Origin of the sequence: Burkholderia lata, from assembly GCF_000012945.1 — a bacterium.
In the GTDB taxonomy this organism is placed as follows: domain Bacteria; phylum Pseudomonadota; class Gammaproteobacteria; order Burkholderiales; family Burkholderiaceae; genus Burkholderia; species Burkholderia lata.
On the sequence record NC_007511.1, the window covers coordinates 1,282,592 to 1,294,075 of the forward strand.

Annotated in this window: 11 protein-coding genes; 3 read left to right on the forward strand and 8 right to left on the reverse strand. The window is 66.4% G+C overall.

Annotated features, from left to right (window positions below; all coding sequences use genetic code 11):
• Positions 1 to 222 precede the first annotated feature (222 nt).
• On the forward strand, positions 223 to 789 hold the full coding sequence (locus tag BCEP18194_RS28480) for a putative glycolipid-binding domain-containing protein (RefSeq protein WP_011354748.1): 567 nt from the start codon (positions 223 to 225) through the stop codon (positions 787 to 789).
• Here BCEP18194_RS28480 and BCEP18194_RS28485 read toward each other — a convergent pair.
• The 5 genes from BCEP18194_RS28485 to BCEP18194_RS28505 form a co-directional block, all read right to left on the reverse strand.
• Positions 738 to 1,661: an alpha/beta fold hydrolase gene (locus BCEP18194_RS28485; protein ID WP_011354749.1), complete on the reverse strand. Its 924-nt coding sequence runs from the start codon at positions 1,659 to 1,661 to the stop codon at positions 738 to 740. The two genes, BCEP18194_RS28480 and BCEP18194_RS28485, sit on opposite strands and share 52 nt — an antisense overlap.
• A gap of 4 nt (positions 1,662 to 1,665) precedes the next feature.
• Complete coding sequence (locus tag BCEP18194_RS28490) at positions 1,666 to 2,571, reverse strand: metal-dependent hydrolase (RefSeq protein ID WP_011354750.1); 906 nt, start codon at positions 2,569 to 2,571, stop codon at positions 1,666 to 1,668.
• Entirely contained in the window at positions 2,568 to 3,491 is a 924-nt protein-coding gene (locus tag BCEP18194_RS28495) for an SDR family NAD(P)-dependent oxidoreductase (RefSeq protein ID WP_011354751.1), read from the reverse strand. Before BCEP18194_RS28495 ends, BCEP18194_RS28490 begins: the two co-directional genes overlap by 4 nt.
• 21 nt (positions 3,492 to 3,512) lie before the next feature.
• Complete coding sequence (locus tag BCEP18194_RS28500) at positions 3,513 to 5,102, reverse strand: flavin-containing monooxygenase (protein WP_011354752.1); 1,590 nt, start codon at positions 5,100 to 5,102, stop codon at positions 3,513 to 3,515.
• Between the two features lie 246 nt (positions 5,103 to 5,348).
• Positions 5,349 to 6,020, reverse strand: coding sequence for a lysoplasmalogenase (locus BCEP18194_RS28505; RefSeq protein WP_041493523.1), 672 nt, complete (start codon positions 6,018 to 6,020; stop codon positions 5,349 to 5,351).
• A 365-nt stretch (positions 6,021 to 6,385) separates the two neighbouring features.
• On the opposite strand from BCEP18194_RS28505, the gene speB reads away from it, so the two are divergent.
• Positions 6,386 to 7,354, forward strand: a complete 969-nt coding sequence (gene speB, locus BCEP18194_RS28510) for an agmatinase (RefSeq protein ID WP_011354754.1) — start codon at positions 6,386 to 6,388, stop codon at positions 7,352 to 7,354.
• Positions 7,355 to 7,594: 240 nt separating this feature from the next.
• On the opposite strand, the gene BCEP18194_RS28515 is transcribed toward speB, so the two are convergent.
• Complete coding sequence (locus tag BCEP18194_RS28515) at positions 7,595 to 8,884, reverse strand: citrate synthase family protein (protein ID WP_011354755.1); 1,290 nt, start codon at positions 8,882 to 8,884, stop codon at positions 7,595 to 7,597.
• A 103-nt stretch (positions 8,885 to 8,987) separates the two neighbouring features.
• Here BCEP18194_RS28515 and BCEP18194_RS28520 point away from each other — a divergent pair, with 103 nt between their 5' ends.
• Positions 8,988 to 10,421, forward strand: a complete 1,434-nt coding sequence (locus BCEP18194_RS28520) for a CoA transferase (RefSeq protein WP_011354756.1) — start codon at positions 8,988 to 8,990, stop codon at positions 10,419 to 10,421.
• 346 nt (positions 10,422 to 10,767) lie between these two features.
• Here the strand turns inward: BCEP18194_RS28520 and BCEP18194_RS28525 are convergent, their stop codons facing one another.
• Positions 10,768 to 10,992 (reverse strand): hypothetical protein, encoded by a 225-nt coding sequence (locus BCEP18194_RS28525; RefSeq protein ID WP_011354757.1) that lies wholly within the window; start codon positions 10,990 to 10,992, stop codon positions 10,768 to 10,770.
• 277 nt (positions 10,993 to 11,269) lie between these two features.
• A complete protein-coding gene (locus BCEP18194_RS28530; protein WP_006485974.1) occupies positions 11,270 to 11,473 on the reverse strand; it encodes a cold-shock protein in 204 nt (67 codons plus the stop codon).
• Positions 11,474 to 11,484: the final 11 nt, after the last annotated feature.

Genomic DNA, 11,484 nt, shown 5'->3' on the forward strand with positions numbered 1-11,484 from the left:
GGACACAATGCCATGCACCGGAATAGGGAATTCTGGATAGTCAGGATTTGTGGGCAGCGCACCAGATCGGGGAATACGGCGTGTCCTGCGTGCTTGAACACCGCTCCGTTAGCTATTCAGGGGCGTTGGTCGGGCCGCTCGTGAATTCGGGCGGTGGCTGGCGTAGTCGTCGGGGGATTTGTGCCACGATGTCCCGCATCGGGAAAACCGGGAGGCGGAAAGATGCGCGAAGTGCGTTGGGCGTCGCTCGAAGGCGACGGGGTCGAACATCTGACGTTCGACCGGAGCGGCGGCGGGATCGTCGTCGAAAGCGCGGTGGTCGGCCAGCGGTACGGCCGTGCATACGGGCTCGCGTATCGCGTCGAATGCGACGCGCACTGGCGCGTGACCTGTGCGGTGCTCAAGGTGATGGGCGGCGGCACGCTCGAATTGCGCGGGGACGGCGCCGGCCACTGGCACGACGGCTCGGGCCGCGCACTGCCGGAACTCGACGGCTGCATCGACATCGACATCGCGGCGACGCCGTTCACGAATTCGCTGCCGATCGGCCGCCTCGGGCTCGCGCGCGGCGAGCGGCGGCCGATCGACGTCGCGTACATCTCGACGCCGGACCTGAAGGTCACGCCGGTCAAGCAGGCCTACGCATGCATCGAGCCGGGCCGGCGCTACCGCTACGAAGGGATCTTCCGCGACTTCACGGCCGAGATGGAGATCGACGACGACGGGCTCGTCGTCGATTACGAGACGCTGTTCAGACGCCTGCCGGCGCCGGCGCCCGCGGTGCGCTGAACCCGGGCCGCGGCCGGCGCGATTGCCGGCCGCTCCTGCGCGGACGCGAAGCGGTCGATCCGCGACGCGATCATGTCGGGGTGGCGCAGCACGATCCAGTGCGTGCCGTCGATTTCCTCGCGCACGTGGTCGCCGAGCCAGCGGTCGAGGTCGACCGACATCTCGGGCGTCACATAACGGTCGCGCACCGGCACCAGGATCTGCACGGGTGCCTGTGCGTAGCGTTCGCGCGGCTTGCGTGCCCGCGCGATGAAGTTCGCGCGGTACAGCTGCAGGCCGTTCAGCGCGTTCTTCAGTTGCACGGGATCGCGCTCGGCACGCACGCGTTCGGTGAGCTGCAGCCAGCGCGGCCACAATGCGGCACCACCGAGCCGCCACACCAGCGACGGCACGAGCGGCAGGTGGAAGAACGCGATATACCACGACTTCAGGCTCTGCTTGAGCCGCATCTTCGCGCGGAACACGTGATCGAGGCACGGGCCCGAGATCGACGTGTACGACGCGATCCGGCCGCGGAACGCGGGGTCGGTCACGGCCTCCCAGCACTGGATCGACCCCCAGTCGTGGCCGACGAGGTGGAACGGCCGGCCGCCGCAGGTTGCGTCGGCCACCGCCTTCAGGTCGGCGGCGAGCCGTTCGAGCGTGTAGTCGGCGCGGCGGCGCGGCGCATCGGAGGCACCGGCGCCGCGCACGTCGTACGCGATCACGCGGTAGCGCTTCGCGAGCCGCGCCCGGATCGGCGCCCACACGGCCGCCGAATCGGGGTAGCCGTGCACGAGGATCAGCGGCGGGGCGCGACGCGACCCGCTTACGTAGACGGCGAGTTTCACGTCGCCGGACTGGACGGTCAGCATCTCGTGGGCGCGCGCCATGGCGTCATGCCTGCGGAACCGGGTGCAGCGGCACGCGGCGCGGGGCGGCTTGCGCGGCGTAGCGCGCGTTGGTCGCGTCGATGTTCTCGAGCAGCGTGTCGAGCCCCTGCAGGTACACGTGGTTGTCGTGGTCCCACGGATGGAAGCCCGGGCGGAAGTAGTCGAGCCATTCGCGCGCGATGCTTGGGAACACGCCGTGCTTCGGGCTGTACAGGTACTTCACGAGGCGCCACATGCCGCCGAACTTGCCGTGCTCGCGACGGTGCGCGCGCATCAGGCGCACGTGGAAGTCGAACACGATCGTCCAGAAGAACACGGTCGTCGTCAGCATCGTGCCCGTGCGCAGCAGGTAGCTGCCGAGGCCTGGCTTCATCACGGTCGTCCATACGTCGTAGGACACCGCCTTGTGCTCGGTTTCCTCCATCGCATGCCACATCCACATCTGCTGGTAGCCTTCGACCGAGCCGTCGATGCGATGCTCGTGGCCCGACAGCAGCTGGTTCGCGAGGATCGCCGTGTAGTGCTCGAGCGCAATCGTGATCGCGAGCTGCATCGAATGCGGCAGCACCTTCTTGAACCAGCCGAGGATCGTCCACAGGCGCTTGTCGAGCTTGTGAGCGGGCAGGCCGGACGACTGCAGCAGGTCGTTGTATTCGATGTGCTCGCGCGTGTGCATCGCTTCCTGACCGATGAAGCCGAGCACCTGCTTCTTCAGTTCGGGATCCTCGATCTGGTCGCGATAGTTGCGCACCGAATCCATGAAGAAGCGTTCGCCGGCCGGAAACAGCAGCGACAGCGCGTTCATGAAGTGCGTGACCGGTACGCCCTGCACGTGCCAGTCGCGCGCGCGTTCGGGGGGCAGCGCGAAACGGATGTCGCGCCGCACGGGCATCAAGTTCGGGGTCGTCATGATTGTTCTCCTCCCTGGTTGCCTGCATTGTTGTAGGTGGCGTGCAGCGGCGCGGGCGCCGGCGCGCCGCGGCGGGCCTTCGCGGCCTCGCGGCGCGTCGCGAGCACGACGAGCGCCTGGTACGCGGACGGCAGGATGCGCGCCATCCAGTCCGCACCCTTCGCGTCGCGGCCGATCAGCACGCGGCGCTTGTTCTTGCGCACGCCGGCGAGGATCGTGCGCGCGGCGTCGTCGGCGGTCGTGATGAAGAACTTCTCGAAGCTGTCCTTGCCTTGCTGCTCGCTCTCGACGATGAAGCCGACCATGTTCTTCGCGACGCGGCTCGATTGCGCGATGTTCGTGCGGATGCCGCCCGGATGCACGCAGGTCGCCGACACGCCGCACTTCATCATGTCGAGTTCCTGGCGCAGCGATTCGGTGAAGCCGCGCACCGCGAACTTGGTCGCGTTGTAGCCGCTCATGCCGGGCTGCGCGAAGATCCCGAAGATGCTCGACGTGTTGATCACGTGGCCGTCGCCCGATGCCTTCAGGTGCGGCAGGAATGCCTTCGTGCCGTGCACGACGCCCCAGAAGTTGATGTTCACGATCCACTCGAGATCGCTGTATTCCATCCCTTCGATCGTGCTCGACAGCGCGACGCCCGCGTTGTTGAAGATCAGGTTGACCTTGCCGTGCTCTTTCGCGGTGTCGTCGGCCCACGCGAACATTGCTTCGCGGTCGCCGACATCCAGCACGCGCGTCGACACGCGCACGTTCGGCGCGATCGCGCGGATGATCCGTTCGGTTTCGGCGAGGCCGACGCCGTTCTTGTCGGCGAGCGATACCTGGCAGCCGGCCTGCGCGAGCTGGATCGCGAGCGAGCGGCCCATGCCCGAGCCGGCGCCCGTGATCGCGGCGACCTTGTTGGCGAAATCTCTCATGTCGATTGCTCCTTGTCTGGCTCAGGCCGCTTCGGCGGACGGGGAAGTCGAAGCGGAAGCGGCGGGCGCGGCGGCGGGCCGCGCGGTCGTGTCGTGTTGCGGCGCGCGATACGCGTGGTAGTCGGCGATCGAGAAGTGCGCGGTCGCCTGGCGGAAGCGCCACGTGAAGCCCGGCCACAGCGTCGTGTTCTTGCCGGTGCGCGGATCGAGGTACCAGCTCTTGCAGCCGCCCGTCGACCAGATCGCTTTCTTCAGCTTGCCTTGCAGGTCGCTGTTGAACTGCGCCTCGACGAGCGGGCGCACCTCAAGCGCATCCGCCCGTTCGCGACGCATCGCCTGCAGTGCGCCGAGGATGTACTCGATCTGCGACTCGATCATGAACACCATCGAGTTATGGCCGAGGCCCGTGTTCGGGCCGACGATCATGAAGAAGTTCGGGTAGCCGGGCAGCGTCGAGCCGAGGTACGCGTGCGCGCCGTCGCGCCAGGCGTCGACGATGTCGAGCCCGCCGCGGCCGATGATCGCGCCGCGCGGATACGGATCGGCCACCTGGAAGCCGGTGCCGTAGATCAGGCAGTCGACTTCATGGCGGCGGCCGTCGGTCGTCACGACCGCGTCGGCTTCGATGTGGTCGATGCCGGTCGTGATCACGTCGACGTTCTTGCGCGACAGCGCCGGGTAGTAGTCGTTCGAAATCAGCACGCGCTTGCAGCCGAGCGTGTAGTTCGGCGTGACGGTCTTGCGCAGCTCCGGATCGGGAATCTGCTTGCGGATGTGGCGCAGCGCGAGCTTCTGCACGTTCTTCATCAGCGACGGATGGATCGCGAAGCCGAGCACGCGCGATTCGAGCATCCAGTAGATGCTGCTGCGCACGGCCTTCTGCGTGAACGGCAGCGTGCGGAACAGCCATTTCTCGAGCCCGGTCAGGTTGCGGTCGGGCTTCGGCATGATCCACGGCGGCGTTCGCTGGAACAGCGCGAGCTCCTTCACGCGCGGCGCGATCTGCGGCACGAACTGGATCGCGCTCGCGCCGGTGCCGATCACCGCGACGCGCTTGCCTTCGAGCGAATAGTCGTGATCCCACTGCTGCGAGTGGAACGCGCGGCCCTTGAAGTTCTCGACGCCGGGAATCGACGGCAGCGCGGCGCGCGACAGTCCGCCCATCCCCGACACCAGCACGCGCGCGGACAGCCGTTTGCCGTTCGCGAACGTGAGGCGCCAGCGTTGCGCGGCCTCGTCGTACTCGGCGCGCTGCAGTTCGTGGTTCAGGCGCAGGTGCGCGCCGATCCCGAAGCGCTGCACGCAGTCTTCCAGATAGGCGCGGATCTCCGGCTGCGGCGCGAACATGCGCGTCCAGCGCGGGTTCGGCGCGAACGAGAACGAATAGACGTGCGATTGCACGTCGCATGCACACCCGGGGTAATGATTGTCGCGCCACGTGCCGCCGACCGACGCGGCCTTCTCGAGGACGACGAAGTCGGTCACGCCTGTTTGCCGCAGGCGGATCGCCATCCCGAGGCCGGCGAAGCCGGTGCCGATGATGGCGATGTCGATGGTTTCGTCCAGGCCGTCGTGGCCGGGCGGACCGAAAGGCAGCGTGCGAGCATTCATCCGGGTGTCTCCGATTTGGCTCATTTTTGAATGTTACATTGGTTGATGTAACGATAGTGGGTGAACCCGGAAACCGCAAGAGGCTAGAAGCGGCGCTCTAAGGGCCGGAAGCCAGACGGGAAAAGGCTGAGCGGGGTTTGGAACGGGCCGGTTTCCGCATCGGGGGATGCGCGGAAAGGGCCGTCGGCAGGGCGAGAGAGGGAGCAGGCGAGACCGCCGGCGCGCGGCGGTCTGTTTGAAACAGTATCAGGGACGGATCGATCGGGCGGCCGTCTCATGGAAAACCCCGGCCACGATCGTGACCTGTGCGAGCGCGTAGAGGCCCCAGATCAGGTAATCGATGCCCGGAAAGCCGCCGAGGAAGCGGCCGACGCCGATCAGCGTGTCGGAGCCGACGAAGATCAGGCTGCCGATGGCCACCAGCGGGCCGCGCGTGCGGGCCGCGAGTGCGAAGCTCGCCATCACGCACAGCACGAGCATGTAGACGGCGACCGGTGCCAGCAATTCGCCGAGGTGAGGGAAGAACGCCACGTAGAACGCGGGCGCGGCGATCCACAGCCCGACGAGCGCAACGATGCGCCAGCCGTGCTGCCGGGCGCGCCAGCGCATGAAGATTGCGCAATAGCACACGTGCGTGAGCAGGAATGCGCCGAGGCCGAGGACGAACGACAGCGGCCAGTCGGGCAGCGCGAGCAGCACGTCGCCGAGCACGGCCGTCACGAGCGCCGCGCACAGCCACGCGCGTTCGCGCGGCGCGGCGCAGGTGCTGCCCGCCGCGAGCAGCAGGATCCCCATCGCGGCTTTCGCGGCGGCCTGGCCGGGATAGGGCGCGGCGGCGAGCGACAGCCCGTACAGCAGCGCGGCGATGACGGCGAGCGGCCAGAGCCGGCGGTAGGTGGCGGGAAGCGTGGCGATCAAGGCGGGTGTCTCCGGTTTGTTGTTGTCTGCGGTGGACGGCGCGCCGTCGAGGGCGCGGCTGTCGGCCATTATCCGGAAGAAAGGGTGCGGGAAAACCGGCGAATCCTTCTAGGAATCGGGGCCGGGGCCGGCGGCGGAAAGCTTCAGCACGTTGCCCCGGTTGAACCGGGGCAACGACTTCAATTCGGCTTGCTATGATCGCCGCGGTATTGCCGTTGTCGAGGTGGTTGTTGCTGTCGTTGTTCCGCCCGGCCGCGCGACTGGATGCGCAAGCCGGTGCGTGCCCGATGAATCCATGCCGTGCCCGGCCCGTGCGCTGATGCGAAGCGGGGCGGGCTGGCCTCCCCACGAAAACAGGTCCGACCATGACCGAACTTCTCCACGGCGACGGCGCGATCCGTCGCACGACGCCGTACGGCTCGTCGATCGAAAACACCTATGCGGGCGTGCTGTCGTTCATGCGGCGCAACTATTCGCGGGAGCTCGACGGCGTCGACGTCGCGATCTCCGGCGTGCCGCTCGACCTCGCGACGACCTACCGCTCCGGCGCGCGGCTCGGGCCGGCTGCGATCCGCGCGGCGAGCGTGCAACTCGCGGAGCTTCATCCGTATCCGTGGGGTTTCAATCCGTTCGACGATCTCGCGGCCGTCGACTACGGCGACTGCTGGTTCGACGCGCACAACCCGCTGTCGATCAAGCCCGCGATCGTCGAGCATGCGCGCACGATCCTCGGCTCCGGTGCGAAGATGCTGACGCTCGGCGGCGACCACTACATCACGTATCCGCTGCTGGTCGCGCATGCGGAGCGCTACGGCAAGCCGCTGTCGCTGATCCATTTCGACGCGCACTGCGACACGTGGGCCGACGACGATCCGGACAGCCTCAATCACGGGACGATGTTTTACAAGGCCGTGAAGGAAGGGCTGATCGATCCGGCGACGTCGGTGCAGGTCGGGATTCGCACGTGGAACGACGACTTTCTCGGGATCGAGCGGCTTGATGCGGCGTGGGTGCATGACCATGGCGCGCGCGCGGCGGTCGAGCGGATCGTCGATATCGTGGGCGCGCGGCCCACGTACCTGACTTTCGATATCGACTGCCTCGATCCGGCGTTCGCGCCTGGCACCGGCACACCGGTCGCGGGCGGGCTGTCGTCGGCGCAGGCGCTCGCGATCGTGCGCGCGCTCGGCGCGGTGAACCTGGTCGGCGCGGATGTGGTCGAGGTTGCGCCCGCGTACGACCACGCGGACATCACGGCGATCGCGGCCGCGCATGTTGCGTGTGATCTGCTGTGTCTGTGGCGGCAGAAGAAGGTGGCGGGGGCGCTGAAGTAAGTCAGCATGCCCGAGGATGTGCGCATCGCCGGTGCGGTGCGCGCGTCGCCGGATCGGCGCGCGGTGTGCGGTTTGCATTCCGTGGAACCGGCGAAAAGTCTTCGCGGATTTCCGTGGAGGGACTTTGCCGACCCGTTGACGACATCCGCGAAATGTCAGCGGGTGGCTGCTTTCGTCCACCAACGAGGCGTTGGCATGTCACCGATGATGTGCGCCGACGTCATCACATCAAGCGACAAGCTATCGATTCCTGAAAAAAGCGGCAAGCATGTCGTCTTTCGGCGCTGCGGCTTGCGTTGTTTGCTGCTTTCCCGATCGTCCGCGGGATCGTGCATGATCCGCCCCGGCGCCATCTGGCCAGGTCCCCGTATAAACCGCGCGCGGCCTGATGAGATCGGATTGCTCGCGCTGCTCCAGCCCATGCGCGATCCAGCCGATCGAGCGGCCAAGCGCGAACAGCCCGAAAGCGGCACCGACGGGAAGCCGCAAATGTCGGCGCAGTGCCACCAGCGCGAGATCCAGCGAGGGTTTCTGGCCGACGAGCGCGCTCCCTGCATCGATCATCCTTTTCCATTGGGGATGACGCGGCAGGATCCGCGACAGCAGATACGTCGCGCGCACGTCGCCGTCGGGATAGAGCGCATGTCCGAAGCCCGGCAAGCCGTCTCCCCGGGCGAGGCGCTCGCCCATTTTCTGCTCGACATCCTTATTGCCCAGTTCGTCCCACAGCGCTTCACCACGCGCGGTGGCGGCGCCGTGACGCTCGCCCGACAAGCCGGCCAGGCCACCGACCACGACGGCCCGCAAGCTCGCGTTCGTCGACGCGATGCATCGCCCCGTGAAGCTCGACGCGTTCAGTTCGTGATCCGCGCACAGCACGAGCGCCATCCTGATCAGCTCGGCGCCCGCAGGCCCGACGCCCCATGCCCGTGCGCATTGCTCGTGGATGGGTGCGGTATCGATCCGGGTGCGCAGCAGGCACGCCGCCAGGATCCGCACGAGATCGCCGCAGCCCTGTGCGTGGCGATCGGCCGACTGATGCCAGATTGCCGTTGGCGCGTCCTCGCTTGCGACGGTGAAGAGCGGCAGCAACGCCTGCTCGGCGCGTTGATTGTCGTAGTGCCTGAAAAGCGTTCGCAGTACTGAGGGCGTCGTGGGGACGCGGCGGCCGAAAGCAGTCTGCTCGTCGCATCGCCACAGCAGCGCCGCGACATCCTCGAGACTCGCGCGGGTAGCGAGCTCGAGTGCATCCACACCGCGATAGAAGAGCCGGCCGCCGTCGATCAACGTGATGCTCGATTCGAGCACGGGCGAGCCCCAGTTCAGCGCGGCCTTTGCCACTTCCTTCGGCTTGTGGCCGCGTGCACGTTGATCGGCGAGGCGGTCGACGTCGGCCGCGAGGTAGCGGCTTTCACGGTGGCTGCTGCCCGGTTCCGCGCGAAGCAGGCCGCGGCTGACGTACGCATAGAGGGTTTGCCGCGAGACACCGAGCCGTGCCGCGGCTTCGGTCGAATTCAGGTAGTTCGACATCGTGCGCAGGGGGAATCGTTCGACAGGTTGATCAGGATAATCAACGTTGACAGCAAATGCGAGCGAGACGATCTTTGCTTCACTTAATTCATGCGAGGCGAACATGCGTGTCGATCAAATGTCGAGGGAACGGGCCGTGGCCGATGAGGATCGGGTGTCGCGTCATCTGCGGACGTTCTGGCTGGCGGCGGGCGGGGCACCGGCTTTTCTCGAGTCGTGCAGCTTCAGTGGCGCGGGAGAACTTGTCTCCGCGTTTCGCGTAACCGATCTGGCCACGGCGGCGATCGGCGCGGCCGGGACGTCCGTTGCCGAATTGCTGCATGCGTCGACCGGAACGTTGCCGGCGGTTCGGGTCGACCGGCGCATGGCGTCGCTGTGGTTCGGCACATCGCTGCGTCCGCAGGGCTGGATGATGCCGCCTCAATGGGATCCGGTGGCCGGCAACTATCGGGCGCGCGACCGGTGGATCCGGTTGCACACCAATGCGCCGCATCATCGGCTGGCCGCGTTGTCGGTGCTCGACTGTGCCGGCGATGCGCAGTCGGTCGCGCAAGCGGTGAATCGCTGGGATGCCGATGCGCTCGAACACGCGATCGTCGAGCGCGGCGGTTGTGCGGCGGCGATGTACTCGGCGCGGGAGTGGGCCGAGCATCCGCAGGGCAAGGCGGTCGCAACCGAACCGTTGCTGCATGTTCATGCCGCGACCGATGCCGTCGCGCATGATTGGCGGCCTTCGAAAGACAGGCCGTTGCGCGGCATCCGCGTGCTCGACCTGACGCGCATTCTCGCAGGCCCCGTGGCGACACGGTTTCTGGCGGGCCTGGGCGCCGACGTGCTGCGCATCGATCCGTACGGCTGGGAAGAACCGGGCACGGTGCCCGAAGTCGTCCTCGGCAAGCGGTGTGCGCGGCTGAACCTGAAGGATGCCGCGGATCTCGATACGCTCAAGCAGTTGCTCGCCGGCGCGGATATCGTCGTGCACGGTTATCGGGCCGATGCGCTGGCGCGCCTCGGACTCGATGCTGCGCATCGGCGCGAACTGAATCCTGCGCTCATCGACGTGTCGCTCGACGCTTATGGCTGGAGCGGTGAATGGCGCTGCCGGCGCGGCTTCGACAGCCTCATTCAAACGAGCACGGGAATCGCCGAGGCGGGCATGCGCGTGATGGGCCGCGATGAACCGGTGAACCTGCCCGTTCAGGCCATCGACCATGCGACGGGTTACCTGATGGCGACGGCCGCCATCCGCGGGCTGACGACGCGAATGAAACTGGGCGTCGGTACCGAGGTTCGCGCGTCGCTGGCGCGTACGGCGGCCGATTTGCAGTTGCGGTCGGAGCCCGTTAGCGAGGTGGTCGAACTGGTCGCCGACGGTCAACGTGATCGCGCGGAACACGTCGAACCGACGTCGTGGGGGCCGGCATCCCGGCTCCTTCCGCCAGTGCGGATCGATGATGCGCCGCTCCGATGGTTTTATCCGGCGCGTGCGCTGGGTGCGTATGAACCCGAGTGGTTGTCTTCGAACGGCGATCTCTGAGGCGGTGCGATGAATCGGCTGGCGTGTCGGCGCGTGGTAGCGGGACGTGAATCGACCCGGCTACCGCGACGCATTTCGCTCAGCGCGATGCGCAGGTGTCGTCGTCATCGGACAGTGCGCGAACTTGCTGGAACACGCGGCCGAAGTGATCGGCGGCGTGTTTCCCGATGCGCCCCCGCCGCGCGCTGGCTACCGACCAGGGCTTGCCTGATTGGATGAGAGCGGTTCGAGACCCTCGACATCGCGGTCAACGGGGCCGGCGGAGAGGGGGGGCTAGTGAAGCAAGCAGGCCGGTGCAGGCCGCCGGCGCGTTGTGTGTTGCTGGATCGAGGGCCGGGCGCTGCCTTTAGCCGCGCGTGTCGACCCAGTTGCGTGCCCAGCGGGCCGAATGCTGCAACGCCTGCTCCTCGCTCGTGAAGTAGTCGAGCGAATAGAACTGGTAGCGGCCTTCGGTGCGTGGGCTACCGGCGCGTTCGAGCAGCAGGTTGGATGAAAAACTTCCGTCGGGCAAACGATGCGCCGAGGGTTGAACGGCATAGCCGTTGTACTGTTGAATTTGGTTGTTCTGCATTTTAATTTTAATAATGTTCGAGTGCGCGCGTGCCGTGCCAAGTGTGCACGGGTGCGCCGATTCAAAGCCATTGCGGGCTGAATCTGAAGCAGTCGTAAAGCGAAAAAGGGCTTGGCAGCCAGAGGGGGAATGAAGTGCAACGAGGCGTGTGGCGCTCGGCGAGCTGCTGGATGAACCGATGCAGCTAAGAGCAATCGCGCCAACTTTGGGAGACCAATCTCCGCGAGGATGTCGCTGCAACCCGGCGTCCGTTACGGGAGGCCGGGTCCTTCAAACTTTACAGCGGCTTGATGTTAGCCGCTTGCAGACCCTTCGGGCCTTGCTTCGTTTCGAAGCTCACCTTCTGATTTTCAGCCAGCGTCTTGAAGCCGTCGGCGCGAATTTCCGAGAAGTGAGCAAACAGATCGTCGCCGCCGTTGTCGGGCGTGATGAAGCCAAAGCCTTTGCTGTCGTTGAACCACTTGACGATACCGGTATCCATGAAGATTCCTT

Excerpts from the sequence above, each read along its gene's own strand:
- BCEP18194_RS28480 (WP_011354748.1), top strand. The coding sequence starts at position 223 with ATGCGCGAAGTGCGTTGGGCGTCGCTCGAAGGCGACGGGGTCGAACAT.
- BCEP18194_RS28485 (WP_011354749.1), bottom strand. The coding sequence starts at position 1,661 with ATGGCGCGCGCCCACGAGATGCTGACCGTCCAGTCCGGCGACGTGAAA.
- BCEP18194_RS28490 (WP_011354750.1), bottom strand. The coding sequence starts at position 2,571 with ATGACGACCCCGAACTTGATGCCCGTGCGGCGCGACATCCGTTTCGCG.
- BCEP18194_RS28495 (WP_011354751.1), bottom strand. The coding sequence starts at position 3,491 with ATGAGAGATTTCGCCAACAAGGTCGCCGCGATCACGGGCGCCGGCTCG.
- BCEP18194_RS28500 (WP_011354752.1), bottom strand. The coding sequence starts at position 5,102 with ATGAATGCTCGCACGCTGCCTTTCGGTCCGCCCGGCCACGACGGCCTG.
- speB (WP_011354754.1), top strand. The coding sequence starts at position 6,386 with ATGACCGAACTTCTCCACGGCGACGGCGCGATCCGTCGCACGACGCCG.
- BCEP18194_RS28515 (WP_011354755.1), bottom strand. The coding sequence starts at position 8,884 with ATGTCGAACTACCTGAATTCGACCGAAGCCGCGGCACGGCTCGGTGTC.
- BCEP18194_RS28520 (WP_011354756.1), top strand. The coding sequence starts at position 8,988 with ATGCGTGTCGATCAAATGTCGAGGGAACGGGCCGTGGCCGATGAGGAT.
- BCEP18194_RS28525 (WP_011354757.1), bottom strand. The coding sequence starts at position 10,992 with ATGCAGAACAACCAAATTCAACAGTACAACGGCTATGCCGTTCAACCC.
- BCEP18194_RS28530 (WP_006485974.1), bottom strand. The coding sequence starts at position 11,473 with ATGGATACCGGTATCGTCAAGTGGTTCAACGACAGCAAAGGCTTTGGC.